At 66.0% G+C, this 15309-nt stretch carries 14 protein-coding genes and 1 tRNA gene; 10 read left to right on the top strand and 5 right to left on the bottom strand.

Annotated features, from left to right (window positions below):
* Positions 1 to 24 precede the first annotated feature (24 nt).
* Positions 25 to 756, top strand: coding sequence for a substrate-binding periplasmic protein (locus V6M89_RS08810; protein WP_332852838.1), 732 nt, complete (start codon positions 25 to 27; stop codon positions 754 to 756).
* Positions 757 to 765: 9 nt separating this feature from the next.
* Here the strand turns inward: V6M89_RS08810 and V6M89_RS08805 are convergent, their stop codons facing one another.
* Both V6M89_RS08805 and V6M89_RS08800 read right to left on the bottom strand, forming a co-directional pair.
* Positions 766 to 1173, bottom strand: a complete 408-nt coding sequence (locus V6M89_RS08805; RefSeq protein ID WP_332852837.1) for a hypothetical protein — start codon at positions 1171 to 1173, stop codon at positions 766 to 768.
* 60 nt (positions 1174 to 1233) lie between these two features.
* The gene (locus tag V6M89_RS08800) at positions 1234 to 1620 is read right to left on the bottom strand and encodes a gel scht (RefSeq protein WP_332852836.1); all 387 of its coding nucleotides are present in this window, start codon (positions 1618 to 1620) and stop codon (positions 1234 to 1236) included.
* 369 nt (positions 1621 to 1989) lie between these two features.
* Here V6M89_RS08800 and V6M89_RS08795 point away from each other — a divergent pair, with 369 nt between their 5' ends.
* The 7 genes from V6M89_RS08795 (at position 1990) to V6M89_RS08765 (ending at position 7508) form a co-directional block, all read left to right on the top strand.
* Positions 1990 to 3906 carry an AAA family ATPase gene (locus V6M89_RS08795; protein WP_332852835.1) on the top strand — a complete coding sequence of 639 codons (1917 nt, stop codon included), beginning with the start codon at positions 1990 to 1992 and terminating at the stop codon, positions 3904 to 3906.
* A gap of 58 nt (positions 3907 to 3964) precedes the next feature.
* Positions 3965 to 4049 (top strand) — tRNA-Leu (locus V6M89_RS08790).
* 294 nt (positions 4050 to 4343) lie between these two features.
* A complete protein-coding gene (locus tag V6M89_RS08785; protein ID WP_332852834.1) occupies positions 4344 to 5054 on the top strand; it encodes a choice-of-anchor J family PEP-CTERM protein in 711 nt (236 codons plus the stop codon).
* Positions 5055 to 5247: 193 nt separating this feature from the next.
* On the top strand, positions 5248 to 5958 hold the full coding sequence (locus V6M89_RS08780) for a choice-of-anchor J family PEP-CTERM protein (protein ID WP_332852833.1): 711 nt from the start codon (positions 5248 to 5250) through the stop codon (positions 5956 to 5958).
* 65 nt (positions 5959 to 6023) lie between these two features.
* Positions 6024 to 6341, top strand: a complete 318-nt coding sequence (locus tag V6M89_RS08775; RefSeq protein ID WP_332852832.1) for a hypothetical protein — start codon at positions 6024 to 6026, stop codon at positions 6339 to 6341.
* Between the two features lie 98 nt (positions 6342 to 6439).
* Positions 6440 to 6925 (top strand): glycine zipper 2TM domain-containing protein, encoded by a 486-nt coding sequence (locus V6M89_RS08770; RefSeq protein WP_332852831.1) that lies wholly within the window; start codon positions 6440 to 6442, stop codon positions 6923 to 6925.
* 142 nt (positions 6926 to 7067) lie between these two features.
* Entirely contained in the window at positions 7068 to 7508 is a 441-nt protein-coding gene (locus tag V6M89_RS08765) for a hypothetical protein (RefSeq protein WP_332852830.1), read from the top strand.
* Between the two features lies 1 nt (position 7509).
* On the opposite strand, the gene V6M89_RS08760 is transcribed toward V6M89_RS08765, so the two are convergent.
* From V6M89_RS08760 to V6M89_RS08750, 3 genes are read right to left on the bottom strand one after another with little or no spacing between them, the layout of a single operon-like run.
* Positions 7510 to 8694 carry an ABC transporter permease gene (locus tag V6M89_RS08760; RefSeq protein WP_332852829.1) on the bottom strand — a complete coding sequence of 395 codons (1185 nt, stop codon included), beginning with the start codon at positions 8692 to 8694 and terminating at the stop codon, positions 7510 to 7512.
* A gap of 44 nt (positions 8695 to 8738) precedes the next feature.
* Complete coding sequence (locus tag V6M89_RS08755) at positions 8739 to 9482, bottom strand: ABC transporter ATP-binding protein (RefSeq protein ID WP_332852828.1); 744 nt, start codon at positions 9480 to 9482, stop codon at positions 8739 to 8741.
* Positions 9479 to 10714: an efflux RND transporter periplasmic adaptor subunit gene (locus V6M89_RS08750; RefSeq protein WP_332852827.1), complete on the bottom strand. Its 1236-nt coding sequence runs from the start codon at positions 10712 to 10714 to the stop codon at positions 9479 to 9481. Before V6M89_RS08750 ends, V6M89_RS08755 begins: the two co-directional genes overlap by 4 nt.
* Positions 10715 to 10967: 253 nt before the next feature.
* On the opposite strand from V6M89_RS08750, the gene V6M89_RS08745 reads away from it, so the two are divergent.
* Entirely contained in the window at positions 10968 to 11936 is a 969-nt protein-coding gene (locus V6M89_RS08745) for an alpha/beta fold hydrolase (protein ID WP_332852826.1), read from the top strand.
* A 136-nt stretch (positions 11937 to 12072) separates the two neighbouring features.
* Positions 12073 to 15309 (top strand): MHYT domain-containing protein (locus V6M89_RS08740; protein ID WP_332852824.1); only part of this gene is annotated, 3237 nt, incomplete at its 3' end.

Raw genomic sequence — 15309 nt, 5'->3', positions numbered from 1 at the left:
TTAGGCGAAGAAAGCGGCCCGCCTATGCGAATTATTCTCCTGTCATTATTGCTCGCGACGGCCGGCGTCGACGGCGCCGGCGCCGCGTCGCTGACCCTGGTGACCGAACACGCGCCGCCCGCCAGCATGCAGGGACAGGAAGGCGTGACCGGCCGCGAAACCGACAAGGTGCGCGAAATGATGGCCCGCACCGGCACCACCTACACCGTCGAGCTATTGCCGTGGAAACGCGCCTTCGTGATGGCGCGGCAACAGCCGGCCACCTGCGTGTACTCGACCTCGCGCACCGAAGAGCGCGAAAAACTGTTCAAATGGATAGGACCGACCGACGAGGCCGAATGGGTGCTGTGGGGCCGCGCCGACCACGAGTTTCCCTTGAAGACACTGGAGGATGCGCGCCACCTGCGCATCGGCACCTACATCGGCGATGCGCGCGACGAGTACCTGCGCAGCCGCGGCTTTCATGTCGAGCCGGTCAGCAACGACCTGGCCAATCCGCAGAAAGTGCTGCTCAAACGCATAGACCTGTGGGCCGTCGGCATGCGCAATGGCAGCCCCGGACCGAGCCAGTACGACTGGGCGGACAAGGTGGTGCCGCTGCTGGTGTTCAACCGGGTCAAGGTCTACCTGGCCTGCAACCCCTCAGTGCCGGATGAACTGGTCGCCCAGCTCAACGCGGCACTGGCTGAGATGCGGCGCGACGGCACCATGACGCGCCTGGAACGGAAGTATGAGCACTGGACCCTGCCCAAATAAAACCCGCCATCAACGCTTGGCCATGACGATGGTGTTGGCCGGCAGCTGGGCCGTCATCGGCAGGCGCTCGTAGTTGCTGACGGTGAGCGAGTCGCCCTGGTCGTCGAACGCCATGCGCGAACCGTTGCGGGTGATGAATTCCGCCGGACCCACCGCAAAGATTTCCACCCGTGCCTGGCCCTGGATCTCGGTGTAGAAACGGCCGACCTGGCGCGTGAAGCGCATGGTTTCGCCGTTGCTGAGATGGTAGGAGGACTGATAGTCGGCAAACTCCTGCGGCTCCATGTGGTAGCGCGTCGCGCTGATCTTCACGCTTTCGCTGGCGGCCTCGGCGGAAGCGGAGGCCGGTGCGGCGGAAGCCACGGCGGTGATGGACAAAGCAGCGGCTACAGCCAGGCTCAACAGAGTGGTTTTCATGGTCTTGCTCCAATCAATTTTTCAGGATGGGCAGCGTGCCCAATGTGTTTAGTTATAGGTTTAACGACGGGCCATGACGATGGTGTCGCCAGTGGTGGCCTGGGCCATCGGCAGGCGGCCGAAGTTGGCCACGCCGACGTTCTCGGCCGCATCGCTGAATTCAAAGCGGGTGCCGGCGTCGCTAACGAACTGGTCCTTGCCGATCGCGAAGATTTCCACGCGCTGGCCCTTGTCGAGCTGGGCGTAGAAGTGGGCCTGGCGCTGGCTGAATTTCAGGATCTGGCCGTTGGTCAAGCGATACGAATTTTTGTAGTCCGCAAAGTCTTCCTGCATCATATGAAAGCGCTGGCTGCCGCCTTTGATTTGCACGCTGGTGTCGTCCGCGTGGGCGGCAGGGATGGCGGCGAAGGCGAGTGCGGCGACGACGCCGAAGAGTGTGGTTTTCATGGTGTGCTCCGTAAGGATATCGAGTCATTAATACTGCCGGGGAGCCACCGCTGCATTTTTCGGATCAGCGGTAGACAGGTGCAGATTAACAAAGACTTTGCGCAATATCCGGCGTATGCGACGAGCGGTAAATCCGCGTGCGCCAGTTGCAAAAAAACGCGATGAACGGCGGCGCCGACGCTGTTGCAAGCCGCGTCTTTCTTTCAGCTCAGCTGATACAAACCTCCCCAGTCCCGCTATATTGAGGGCAACACACGGCAGCGCCTCCGCCTCGCGCGCCGTCCATGGCAGCCTCGGCTGCTGCGCCCCATCCTCGCGCCCCCATATCAGCCCCATATCAGCCGCACAGCCCTAGCCTGGATAGCATTCATGAATACCTGGTACAAATTGCAAGCCGCCCTGCGCAACAATTATGTGCGCGCGGGGCTGGCCCTGTTGGTCGCCGTCGTGGCGATACTGTTCGGCTGGCGCGCCGACGTGCCGCAAGATCCGCAGCCGGTGCTGCGCTCGCAGGACATCGCCCAGATCACCGCGCTGCCGGGTCAGCGCCAGCGGCTGGAATACCTGCTGGTGGCGGCGCCGCTGTCGGATGCGCCGCGCTATGTATTCAAGCTGCGCGGCGATCCGGTGCTGTATGTGGTCAAAGTGCCGGCCACCACGCACCTGAGTCTGGAACGTGAAGTGCTGCTGCGGCACAACCTGCCGTATGCCATCGCGCGCGACGACTACCTGGCCTCGCACCGCGCGGTGCTGCAGGATGAGGACGACAGCAAACTGGCGCGCGCGGGCGGCTGGCTGCGGCGCCACGCGGTCGATCTGCTGCTGCTCGGCCTGGTGCTGTTCATGCTGCGCCACGGCCTGCCCGGAAGCGGCATGGCGGCCGCCGTGCTGACCCCGGACCAGTTGAGCGGCAGCATGGACGACCTGATCGGCATGGAGGATATCAAGCAGGAAGTGTTACACCTTGAAGACATGATCCGCAACCGCGCGGTATATCGCGAGCACGATATCGACAAGCCCTTCAATGTCATGCTGACCGGGCCGGCCGGCACCGGCAAGACCAAGCTGGCCGGCTACCTGGCCAAGCGCCTGAACGTGCCGCTGATCCAGGCCTCGGCCTCGGCGCTGGAGTCCGGCTACATCGGCGGCGGCGCCAAGGCCTTGCATACATTACATCGCAAGGCTTGCGCGCGCGGCAGCTGTATCATATTCCTCGACGAAGCCCAGAGCTTGTTCATGCCGCGCGGACGCGGCGACAAGAAATGGGAGGACGACACCGCCAACACGCTGCTGGGCCTGCTCGACGGCGTGCGCAGCGACCAGGGCGCGGGCGTGATCTGGGTGGTCGCCTCCAACTTCGACGACGCCAGCTCGGCGATGGACGAGGCGATGCTGCGCCGCTTCTCGGTCAAGATCAATTTCCGCCTGCCCAACAAGGCAGAGCGGCGCGCACTGCTGCGCGCCTTCCTGGCGCGCAAGGCCGACGGCTGCGTGGACTGGGACCGGCTCGACCTCGACCAGGTGGCCGAGATCACCGCCAACCTCAGTCCGGCGCTGCTGCAGACCGTGGTCGACCGCGCCAGCATGATCGCCATCCAGGAGCAGGCGGCCATCGACACCGGGCTGATGTTCCGCGCCTTCGAGCGCGCCACCATCGGCCTGACCGACCGCGCCACCAGCGCCGAAAAGACCCGCCAGCGCGAACGGGTGGCGTTGCACGAGCTGGGCCACTTCTTCATGCAGATCGACCCGTGGCTGCGCCAGGGCTTGACGCTGGCGCAGGTCAAGGAGCGCTCGCCGCTGCTCAAGATCAGCACCGAGTCGGTGTCCAAGCTCGGCGCGCTGGGCTATGTGCTGTCGGCCTCGGACGACGCCGCCCTGCGCACGCTGGAGGAGCTGGAGCGCGACGTGATCCAGCTGTACGGCGGCGTCGCCGCCGAGGAACTGTTCTACGGCGCGCGCGGCATTTCGGTCGGCAGCCAGAACGACATCCAGAAAGCCACCTCCATGCTGGACATGATGGTCAACCAGCTGTCGATGTATTCGCGTTCCAAGCTGGACTACAGCCAGTTCAAGCACCGGGAGCGCGACCTCGACCAGGTGCAGGCCAAGGCCGACGAGCTGTACACCTACACGCTGCAGGCGATCGCCGACTACCGCGGCGCGATCAGCGAGCTGAGGGAGGTGCTGATGGACCAGTATGTGCTGTCCAAGGACGCCATCTTCGCGCTGCTGGAGCAGCAGCAGGCCCGCCAACCGGCCGCCGCCAACCTTGCACAAATATAAAAATTCCGCGCCATGGCTTGCGGCCCGCAGGCAAATCAGTGATAATGCGGGTCGCGTTGCCGGGATGGCGGAATAGGTAGACGCACGGGACTCAAAATCCCGCGCCGCAAGGCGTGCCGGTTCGATTCCGGCTCCCGGCACCACCCAACACCGTAAAAAACCCGCGTTGCCTCCCAGGCAGCGCGGGTTTTTTATTGCCTGGCGCCCGCAGCGATCCGGGCCGGGCCGATGAGCTTGCGAAACAACAGCCACTGGACCGCTTCGGTGTAGTTTCCCGCTAAAACGGCATAAACCATATGCAAGATTATTCCGTCTGCCATATTTCCATTATGCATATGCTATCGTCATTTCACGCCATCCCGCCAGTACGGGATGACGTGGCCCGGTGCGGCGGGGGCCCGCCGGTATTCTCTCGATAGTTTGATGGAGGTGTAGAAATGGCTGTATCGTTTAAACCTGCTGTGATGTCCACCCTGTTGCTGGCCATGGCCTTGAGCGCGGGCGCCGCGTCGGCAAACGCACTCAACGAAAATTTCGACGGCGGCGTGCCGAGTGGCTGGACGGTCGTCAACAATAGCAATCCACGGGGCGACGTCAACTGGTTCCAGGGCGACACCAAGGTGTTCAGTGCGCAGCAGGGCGCGCCCGCTTCCTACATCGGCGCCAGCTGGGCCAACGGCAAGGACGTGTCGGCCATCAGCAATTGGCTGATCCTGCCAACCTCGACCTACCAGAATGGCGACACCCTGTCGTTCTACACCCGCACCGCTGAAAACTCGATCTTCCCCGACCGCCTGGAAGTGCGCTTCAGCAATGTCGGCGGCACCAACGTCGGCGGCACGGCCGACAGCGTCGGCTCGTTCAGTTCGCTGCTGCTGTCCGTCAATCCCGGCCAGGACGCCAGCGTCTATCCGGAAGCGTGGACCAAGTACAGCGTGACCTTGAACGGCCTGTCCGGCGCCACCAGCGGCGCCTTCGCCTTCCACTATTCGCTGGACGACGGCGGCCCGAACGGCACCAGCTCCAACTTTATCGGCATCGACACCGTGTCGATCTCCGCCGTGCCGGAACCGACCACCTACCTGATGCTGGGCGCCGGCCTGGGCCTGCTCGGCCTGGCGCGCAAGCGTCGTGCCAAGGCCGCCTGAGGCGGATACCGCCCCCATCGCCCCTGTTGTAATAAATCATATAAATCATATGCAAAGTTGTTTAAATTTCCATAATTTAATTGTGCATATGTTATCGTTGAACCATGCGACCTCATCTGTATTGGATTGCATGGCCCGGCGGGGCCGGGGGCCTCGCCGGTATTCCCCTAGATGGTTTGATGGAGGTGTAAAAATGGCTGTATCGTTTAAACCTGCTGTGATTTCCACCCTGTTCCTGGCTATGACCTTGAGCGTAGGCGCCGCTTCGGCAAACGCGCTCACCGAGGGTTTCGACAGCGGCGTACCGACCGGCTGGACGGTCGTCAACAATAGTGTTCCGCTGGGCGTGAACAACTGGTTCCAGGGGAATCCAGCCGTGTTCAGTTCGCACCAAGGCGCACCCAACTCCTACCTGGGAAGCAATTTCAACAGCGGCGGCGGCGTCTCCACCATCAGCGATTGGCTGATCCTGCCGACCTCCACCTACCACAACGGCGACACGCTGTCGTTCTACACCCGCGGTGTCGAAAACTCCGACTACCCCGACCGTCTGGAAGTACGCTTCAGCAACGTCGGCGGCACCAACGTCGGCAGCACGGCGTCCAGCGTCGGCACGTTCAGCTCGCTGCTGCTGTCCGTCAATCCCGACCTGGACGTCGGCGGCTATCCGCAAGAATGGACCAAGTACAGCGTGACCCTGAGCGGCCTGTCCGGCGCCACCAGCGGCGCTTTCGCCTTCCACTACTCGGTGACTGACGGCGGCCCGTTCGGCGACAACTCCGACTACATCGGCATCGACACCGTGTCGGTCACCGCCGTGCCGGAACCGAGCACCTACCTGATGCTGGGCGCCGGCCTGGGCCTGGTCGGCCTGGCACGCAAGCGCAAAGCCAAGGCGGCTTAAGCAGCCAGCGAGGCGGGCGGCAGCGCCGCCTCCGCCTCGCCGGTCCGATCCGCTAGAATGGCGGCATGCCTCCCGCCAAACTCCCCAAATTCCCCGGCCCGCTGACCGCGCGCGGCGCCGTGCTGGCCATCCTGATTTCCGACGCCGACCAGACCGGCGCGCCGCCGCTGCAAGGGCGCACCTCGCTGGCCGCCATCGTCAAGACGCTCAAGCGCAAATACAACTGGCCGGTCGAGACCAGCAGCTTCCCCTCCAACACCGGCGACGGCCGCGCCAGCTGGGCCACCGTCTACAGCCTGCCGCCCGCCGTCATCGCCAAGGCGCTAGCCAACGGCGGCCGCGAATGGCTGGAACGCCGCAGCGCCGCCCACGGCGCGCCGTAACATCTGCTTACTCTGGAAACACTTTCTGCGTCACCAGCTTTGCTCTCCGGCCCGTTATATGGACAAGCGCCACTGTGGCGCAACCCAGGAGAACAAAAATGACGACCACCCCAACCACCCGCATCCACCCATTGATGGCCGTAGCCGCCGTGTCGCTGACGCTGGTCAGCCTGGTCGGCGCCGCGTCGATCGCCGGCTTGCTGCCAAGCTCGCACGCCACCCCTGACAGCGCCACGCCAGTGATCGCCAACTCGGCGCCGCAAACCAGCGCGCCACTGGCCGCCCAGCCTGCGCAGGAAACGCGCCAGCCCGTGCTGGAACACCGCACCGTGGTGCATCATGTGACCCCGCAGGTACGCCACGTCAACAGCAACGGCGACAGCGTCCAGGCGCCGGTGGCCCAGGCGCCCGCCCCGGCTCCGGCCCCGGTAGCGCAGAACAGCCCGCTCGGCATGGGCATCGGCGCGGTGGTCGGCGGCTTGATCGGCAACCAGGTCGGCGGCGGCAAGGGCAAGACCGCGGCCACCATCGCCGGCGTGGTCGGCGGCGCCTACGTCGGCAACGAGATCGCCAAGAAGAACTAAGCCACGCCCGCGCAGCACAACGGCCCGGCCCCGCACAGGGGACCGGGCCGTTTTGTTTGCGCCGGCGCAAAGCCGGATTTAGTTTCCAAGTGGAAAATATGACATAATACTTGCCGCCCCACCGCCACACATACCGACCGTCATGACCACCGCCACCGACCCACACGAAGACTTACGACATTTCTGGAGCCAGCGCGTCAAGGCCAGCCGTTGGCTGATCGTCAAGACCTCGGCGCTGGGCGTGCTGGCGGCGATATGCGGCGTGCTGGGCCAGGGCTGGCTGGAGGATGCCAGTCCGCTGTTCCCCATCATCAGCCAGAACTACGGCGCCTGGCAGGCCGGCTACCTGCTGGCCTTGCTGGTGATCTTCCTGCTGTGGGCCGCCGCCATGCTGCAAAAGTTCAGCCTGCTGCGCAACAGCAAGCAGGGGCGCGACATGCAGCAGCGCATCGACGAGCACAACGAGCGCATCGCCCAGAAAAAGCTGGAAGCCAAAGAGCGCCGCGAGCAGGAGCAGAAGGACAGGGAAGCCGCGCCGTCCTTCTTCAAGACCTCCCCCCGCAGCAACAAGTTCGACTACTGATTTACTCGTAGCGCAGGCAGTCCACCGGCAGCAGCTTCGACGCCCGGCGCGCCGGGTAGAAGCCGAAGAACACCCCCACCAGGCTGGAGAAGCCGCACGCCACCACCACCGCCTGCAAGGTGATGAACACGTCGAACTTGCCGGTCGAAGTGATGCCGGCCGCCGCCCCGGTGGCCAGCAAAATGCCGAACACCCCGCCCACCAGGCAGATCACCACCGCCTCCGTCAGGAACTGCAGCAGCACGTCGCGCGGCTTGGCGCCGATCGCCATGCGGATGCCGATCTCGCGGGTGCGCTCGGTCACCGACACCAGCATGATGTTCATGATGCCGATGCCGCCGACGATCAGCGAAATCGCGCCGATCAGGCCCAGCAGGGCCGCCAGGCCGGCGCTGATCTTCTGCGCGGTCTCGGCGAACGAGGCCAGGTTGTCGATGCGGAAATCGTCCGGCTGCTCGAACTTGATGTGATGCCGGTCGCGCAAGGTTTCGTTGATGTCCTGGATGGCGTCCTGCAGATTGCCGCCGGACTTGCCCTGCGCCACCACGTAATGCACATTGCCGGGGAACGGCAGCCGCACCAGGTTGGCCGCCGACGCCGTGATCGGCACCAGCACATAGTCGGCCAGGTCGCCGCCGTCGACCTGCTTGCCCTCGCCGTACAGCACGCCCACCACCTGGAACGAGACGTTCTCGATGCGGATGTACTTGCCCAGCGGGTCGACCTTGTAGAAGAACTGGTCGGCGATCTTCTTGCCGATCACCACCATGCGCGAGGCGGCGCGCACATCGGCGTCGCTGAAGGCGCTGCCCTTGTCGATCTTCCAGCCGCGGATCTTGAACATGGCCGGCGTCACGCCGTGCACCGTCTTCGAGGCGTTCTCGTTGCCGACCGCCAGGTTGAAGCCGCCCTGCAGCACGCCGGCCGCGCCGGCCAGCGACGGCAGCGCGTTCAGCGCCGCCGCGTCGGCCATGGTCAGGGCCGGCGCCGCGCCGCTGCGCATGCGCTGCTGCTGCGCGCGGTCGCCGCCGGGCGAGACGAACAGCATATTCGTGCCCAGCTGCTCCAGCTCCTTGGCGATGAAGCGCTTCATGCTGTCGCCCACCGCCAGCAGCAGCACCACCGAGGTGATGCCGATGATGATGCCCAGCATGGTCAGCAGCGTGCGCAGGCGGTTCGCCATCATCGAGCGAAACGCCTCTACCACTATCTGTAAAGGATTCATATGATTTACACGGTTATGGATTCATGGCTCTGCGACATCAGCCGCAAGCCTTCGGCGGCCGGGCCGTCGTACAGCACGTGGCCGTCCTTGAGCCGCATCAGCCGCTTGCTGTAGGCGGCGATGTCCGGCTCGTGCGTGACCAGCAGGATGGTGATGCCGCGCTCCTCGTTGAGCTGCTGGAAGGAGCGCATGATCTCCTCGCTGGTCTGGGTGTCGAGGTTGCCGGTCGGCTCGTCGGCCAGGATCAGCGGCGGATCGCCCACCAGCGCGCGGGCGATCGCCACCCGCTGCTGCTGGCCGCCGGACAGCTGGTTCGGCGTGCGCTTGGCGTAGTCCTTCAGGCCGACCCGCTCCAGCTCCACCAGCGCCTTGGCGTGCGCCTTGCCGCGCGAGACGCCGGCGTAGATCAGCGGCAGCGCCACGTTCTCCGCCACGCTCATGCGCTTGATCAGGTTAAAGCTCTGGAACACGAAACCGATGGTGCGGTTGCGGATGGTCGCCAGCTCGGCGCGCGACAAGGTCAGCGTGTCGACGCCGTTGAGGTGGTAGCTGCCGCCGGTGGCCTGGTCGAGGCAGCCGAAGATATTCATCAGGGTCGACTTGCCCGAGCCGGACTGCCCCATCACCGCCAGGAAGTCGCCGCGCGGCACCGCCAGGTCGATGCCGAACAGGACCTGGGTTTCAACGTTGCCGGAGAAGTAGCTCTTGGTGACCTGGCGGATATCGATCAGCGGTTGCGGCGCGGTCACAGCTCACCCTGCTTCTCGTTGATCGCGCGGGTGATCACCTTGTCGCCCTTCTTCAGCTCGCCGCCGACGACCTCGGTGTAGCGGAAGTTAGACAGGCCGATCTTGATGTCCCTGGCCACCGGGTTGTTCTTGTCGTCCATGGTGTAGATCTTGAACGAGCGCGCCAGTTCGCTCTTGGTGCGGAAGGCGGCGTCGTCTTCCTGCGGCGCCTCGGCCACGGCGGTGGCGCTGGCGGATGCGCCGGCGGAGGCCGTCTTGGCGGCCAGCGCCTTGTCCTTCTTGGCCTGCTTCTCGATTTCCTCGTCGCTCAGGCGGAAGCGCAGCGCGGCGGTCGGGATGCGCAGCACCTGCTGGCGGTTGCCGACCAGCAGGCGCACCTGCGCCGTCATGCCCGGCTTGAGCAGCTCTTCGCTGTTGTCGACGTCCAGCACCACGTTGTAGGTGACCACGTTCTGCACCACGTTGGCGGCCAGCCGGAACTGGCGCATGCGCGCATCGAACTCCTTGTCGGGATAGGCGTCGACCACGAAGCGCGCCGCCTGGCCATCCTTCAGCGCGCCGACGTCGGCTTCCGAGACGCTGGTGTCGATCTGCATCTTGGTCAGGTCGCGGGCGATCTGGAACAAGGTCGGCGTGGTGAACGAGGCCGCCACGGTCTGGCCCAGGTCCACCGTGCGCTTGATGATGACGCCGTCGATCGGCGAGCGGATCACGCTGTTGTCGAGGTCGGCCTGGGCGCGCGCCAGCTGCGCCTGCGCCAGCTGGATATTGGCCTGCGCCACGTCGACCTCGCGCTTGGACTGGTCCAGCGCCAGCGGCGAGATGTAGCTCTGCGTCACCAGCGTCTGGTTGCGCTGGTGGGTGGCCTGCGCCAGCCGCAGGCTGGCCCGCGCCGACGCCAGCTGCGCCTCGACCTGGCGGATCTGGGCGTTGAAGATGGTCGGGTCCAGCTTGAGCAGCACCTGGCCTTTCTTCACATGGTCGTTGAAGTCCGCCTTCAGCTCGCTCACCGTGCCCGACACCTGCGAGCCGATGTTGATCAGCGCCACCGGGTTGATGGTGCCGGTGGCCGTCACCGTCTGCGTGATGTTGCCGGTGTCGGCGGCGGCCACGCGGAAGCGCGGCGCCTCGACCACCGGGGTCTTGCTTTTGGAATACCAGGCGGCGCTGGCGCCACCGATAACAAGCAGGCCTATGGCCAGCGCAATCTTCTTCTTGGTCAGGAAAGCCATCGTTCTATGTGTCCCATGGTGGGATCCGTCGATATGCGGATCAGCCCGCCAAGTATATGGCGTTTTGCAAGGAATGCAACATGGCAAGGATTCGATTGGTCACCCCGCCAGGCCTCCACCTTTGGACTGGGCGCCCGACCACCCCATCGGGGTATGTGCAAAGTCGCAGTCCGGGATTGCACGTATGGGCGTTCCCAGCGCGGCCATTCCTCCCTACCATGGGGCACATCATCACTCACCAAGGAAGCCCATCATGTCCAGCCAAGCTAGCAATCCATCCCGCCGTAACGCCCTGGTCGGCAGCGCCGCCGCCGTGGCCGCAGTCGCCCTGCCGCTGGCCGCCGCCAGCAGCGACAGCCAGGCCGCCGGCGCCGCCAAGGTGCAAAAAACCGTCAGCACCATCACCACCCGCGACGGCGTCGAGATCTACTTCAAGGACTGGGGCCCGCGCGGCGGCCAGCCGGTGATCCTGAGCCATGGCTGGCCGCTCAACGCCGACAGCTGGGAATCGGCGGCCTTCCACCTGGCCAACAACGGTTTCCGCGTCATCACCCACGACCGCCGCGGCCACGGCCGCTCCAGCCAGCCGTGGGACGGCAACGACATGGACCACTACGCCGACGACCTGGCGCAGTTGATCGAAGCGCTGGATTTGAAAAACATCATCCTGGCCGGCTTCTCCACCGGCGGCGGCGAAGTGGCGCGCTATGTGGGCCGTCACGGCACCAAGCGCGTGGCCAAGCTGGCGCTGGTGTCGGCGGTGACGCCGCTGATGGCCAAGACCGCCACCAACCCCGGCGGCCTGCCGGTCGAAGTGTTCGACGGCATCCGCGCCGCCTCGATCGCCAACCGCGGCCAGCTGTACCTGGACTTCGCCTCCGGCCCGTTCTTCAACTACAACCGTCCGGGCGCCAAGCCGTCGCAGGCGCTGATCAACGCCTTCTACAACCAGGGCATGCAGGGCGGCCACAAGAACACCTACGACTCGATCAAGGCCTTCTCGGAAACCGACTTCCGCGACGACCTGAAAAAGTTCGACAAGCCGACCCTGATCATCCACGGCGAGGACGACCAGGTGGTGCCGATCGACGCCGCCGGCCGCGCCGCCGCCAAGCTCGTCCCGCACGCCAAGCTGATCACCTACCCCGGCGCGCCGCACGGCCTGACCGACACCCACAAGGATCGCTTCAACGCCGATTTCCTGGCCTTCGCAAAATCCTGATGTTCATCCGGGGTCAGGTCCCCCATTTATGCATCAGTTCGGCTGAAAAACCGAGCTGATGCATAAATGGGGGACCTGACCCCGGATGGACTGTGATAAGGTTTCTGCTGTGCCAGTTCGCCACAGCGGAAACCTTATGAATATCGACACTCTCCTGCGGCTGTTTGCGCCCCCGTCCGACCCTTCCCTGATCCAATACGGCAGCTACACGCCGACGCTGGTGCTGCTCTCCATCTTGATAGCCATCTTTTCCTCCTGGATGGGCTTGCAGGTGGTGGCGCAGGCCCAGTCCAGCAAGAGCCGCGGCCTGCGCGCCATCATGCTGGCCACCGGCAGCCTGGCGCTGGGCTGCGGCGTGTGGGCCATGCACTTCATCGGCATGCTGGCCTTCAACCTGTGCACCGAGGTCGACTACGACCACGTCGTCACCATGCTGTCGGTGCTGCCCAGCCTGGCCGCCTCCGGCATCGCCCTGTCGCTGATCAGCCGCCGCCAGATCGGCACCGGTTCGCTGCTGCTGGGCGGCCTGCTGGTGGGCGCCGGCATCGGCGCCATGCACTACACCGGCATGGCGGCGATGCGCATGTCCTTCGCCCTGTACTACGATCCGCTGATGTTCGGCCTGTCGATCGTGGTGGCGGTGGTGCTGGCCACCTTGGCGCTGTGGGTGCGCTTCGGCCTGCGCATGCACACCCGCCTGCCGTCCAGCGTGCTGGGCGCGATCAGCGCCACCGTCATGGGCTGCGCCATCGCCGGCATGCACTACACCGGCATGGCGGCCGCGCGCTTCGCCGGCCGCCCGCTGCCCGGCGCCGCGCCCGAACAAAGCAGCACCTTCCTGGCGCTGGCGATCTCGCTGATCACCATCGCCATCACCATCTTCATCATGTCGGCCAACGGCCTGCTGCGCTACCGCGAACTGTTCCGCCAGAAAAGCGAAAGCGAAGCCTGGATGCGCGCCCTGCTGACCACCACCATCGACGGCGTGGTCACGGTCGACCGCGAGGGCCTGATCCACGAATTCAACGCCTCGGCCGAACGCATCTTCGGCTGGCGGCGCGACGAGATCGTCGGCCAGAACATCCGCGTGCTGATGGACGACGCCCAGCGCTCCGAGCGCGACGGCCTGCTCAACTACCTGCGCACCGAGGACTCGGCCATCCCCGGCCAGGGCAGCGAAGTGATCGCCGTGCGCAAGGACCGCAGCAAGGTGCCGATCCGGCGCGCGCTGGGCCACGCGCGGCTGGCCGAGCGCGACCTGTTCGTGCTGTTCATCACCGACATCAGCGAGCGGCGCGCCATCATGCAGGCGCTGCGCGACAGCGAGCAACAGTTCCGCTCGCTGATCGGCAACATCCCCGGCATCTCCTTCCGCAGCAGCATGCGCTTCGACGCGCCGCCGGTGTTCGTCAGCGACGGCATCGAGCGCCTGGCCGGCTACCCGGCCAGCGACTTCGTCGGCGAGGGCCGCAGCCGCACGCTGGGCAGCCTGATCGTGCCGGAAGACCGCGCCGGCGTGAAGGCGGAGATCGACCGCGCGGTCGCCGACACCAGCGCCTACCAGGTCGAATACCGGCTGCGCCACGCCGACGGCCACGCCAGCTGGATGTGGGAGCACGGCGCCGTCACCCAGGACGAGAGCGATCCCGGGCAGCGCTGGATCGACGGCGTCATCCTCGACATCAGCGAACGGCGCCAGATGGAGCAGGAGCTGCGCAAGGCCAAGGAAACGGCGGAACAGGCGGCCGCCGCGCGCGCCAGCTTCGTGGCCAATATGAGCCATGAAATCCGCACGCCGATGAACGCCATCCTCGGCTTCACCGACGTGCTGCTGGACACCGAACTGGACGACAACCAGCGGCGCCACCTGGACACGGTGCGCAAGGAAGGCCGCTCGCTGCTGCGCCTGCTCAACGAAATCCTCGACACCGCCAAGCTGGACAAGGGCGCGGTGGAGCTGGAGCCGGACGACTACAGTCTGCTGGGCCTGATCGACGAGCTGGCCTCCACCTTCGGCAGCAACGCCCGCAGCAAGGGCCTGGCCATCGACATCGTCTACGACCCGTCGCTGCCGCCCTGGCTGCACGGCGACGAGCTGCGCATGCGCCAGATCCTCGGCAACCTGCTCGACAACGCCATCAAGTTCACCTCCGCCGGCAGCGTCAGCCTGCGCGCCAGCGCCGCCCAGGGCCAGCTCGAGATCGCCGTGCAGGACACCGGCATCGGCATCGCGCCGGAGCGGCTGGAAGCGATCTTCGACCCCTTCACCCAGGCCGACCCGTCCATGACGCGGCGCTTCGGCGGCACCGGCCTGGGCACCACCATCAGCCGCCAGCTGGTGGCGCTGATGGGCGGCAAGCTGTGGGCCGAGAGCACGCCCGGCCAGGGCACCACCTTCCACCTGGTGCTGCCGCTGGAGCCGGCCCGCAACGACAGCAGCCAGGCCGCCGAGCGCACCGCCTATCCGCTGGCGCCGCTGCGGGTGCTGGCGGCCGACGACGTGCCGCAGAACCTGGAACTGCTGACCCTGCTGATGCAGAAGCGCGGCCACACGCTGGAGCGGGCCGGCGACGGCGCGGCCGCGCTGCGCCTGTCGGCCGAGCGCCCGTACGACCTTATTTTGATGGACATGCAGATGCCGCTGATGGACGGCCTGGCGGCCACCCGCGCGATCCGCGAACGCGAGCGCGCGGCCGGCGCGCCGGCCATCCCGATCGTCGCCATGACCGCCAGCGTGCTGGCGGCGCACCGCGAGGCCGCGTCCGCCGCCGGCATGAACGGCTTCGCCTCCAAGCCGGTGGACTGGTATGCGCTGTCGCATGAAATCGCCCGCGTGCTGGCGCTGCCGCCGCTGGAGCAGGCGCCGGCCGCGGCCGACGCGCCGGCGCGCGCGCGCGTGCTGAACCAGAAGACCGGCCTGCAGCGCTGGTCCGGCGACGAAGTCAAGTACCACCAGGCGCTGCACCGCTTCGCCACCGACTACGGCGACGCCGCCACGGCGCTGGCGCGGCTGTTCGCCAGCGACAGCGAGACCCGGCTGGCCGAAGCGCAGGCCTGCTGCCACAAGGTGCGCGGCGTGGCCGCCAACCTGGGACTGGAACAGCTGGCCGCCTCGCTGGCGCAGGCGGAAAAGCTGTGCGGCTCGCCGCAGCGCGAGGCCGGCACGGCCACCCTGCCGACCGAACTGGCGCAGGTGCAGCGCCTGCTGACCTCGCAGCTGGATGCGGCGCTGAGCGCGATCCATGCGATCGAAACCCCGCGCGCCGTGCTGCGCGAACGCGAACAGGCCGCCGAAGCCGCGGCCGCCGCGCCGTCCTTCGACGCGGCGCGCGCGCACGCGGCGGCGCAGGCGCTGCTGCCGTCGCTGCGGCGC

It is taken from the genome of Duganella sp. S19_KUP01_CR8, assembly GCF_036688705.1.
Taxonomy (GTDB): domain Bacteria; phylum Pseudomonadota; class Gammaproteobacteria; order Burkholderiales; family Burkholderiaceae_D; genus Rugamonas.
This window is presented reverse-complemented; position numbering and strand designations above follow the sequence as displayed.

Coding starts and splice junctions, on each gene's coding strand:
- V6M89_RS08780 (WP_332852833.1), top strand. CDS start 5,248: ATGGCTGTATCGTTTAAACCTGCTGTGATTTCCACCCTGTTCCTGGCT.
- V6M89_RS08775 (WP_332852832.1), top strand. CDS start 6,024: ATGCCTCCCGCCAAACTCCCCAAATTCCCCGGCCCGCTGACCGCGCGC.
- V6M89_RS08765 (WP_332852830.1), top strand. CDS start 7,068: ATGACCACCGCCACCGACCCACACGAAGACTTACGACATTTCTGGAGC.
- V6M89_RS08770 (WP_332852831.1), top strand. CDS start 6,440: ATGACGACCACCCCAACCACCCGCATCCACCCATTGATGGCCGTAGCC.
- V6M89_RS08805 (WP_332852837.1), bottom strand. CDS start 1,173: ATGAAAACCACTCTGTTGAGCCTGGCTGTAGCCGCTGCTTTGTCCATC.
- V6M89_RS08810 (WP_332852838.1), top strand. CDS start 25: ATGCGAATTATTCTCCTGTCATTATTGCTCGCGACGGCCGGCGTCGAC.
- V6M89_RS08760 (WP_332852829.1), bottom strand. CDS start 8,694: ATGATGGCGAACCGCCTGCGCACGCTGCTGACCATGCTGGGCATCATC.
- V6M89_RS08795 (WP_332852835.1), top strand. CDS start 1,990: ATGAATACCTGGTACAAATTGCAAGCCGCCCTGCGCAACAATTATGTG.
- V6M89_RS08785 (WP_332852834.1), top strand. CDS start 4,344: ATGGCTGTATCGTTTAAACCTGCTGTGATGTCCACCCTGTTGCTGGCC.
- V6M89_RS08800 (WP_332852836.1), bottom strand. CDS start 1,620: ATGAAAACCACACTCTTCGGCGTCGTCGCCGCACTCGCCTTCGCCGCC.
- V6M89_RS08745 (WP_332852826.1), top strand. CDS start 10,968: ATGTCCAGCCAAGCTAGCAATCCATCCCGCCGTAACGCCCTGGTCGGC.
- V6M89_RS08750 (WP_332852827.1), bottom strand. CDS start 10,714: ATGGCTTTCCTGACCAAGAAGAAGATTGCGCTGGCCATAGGCCTGCTT.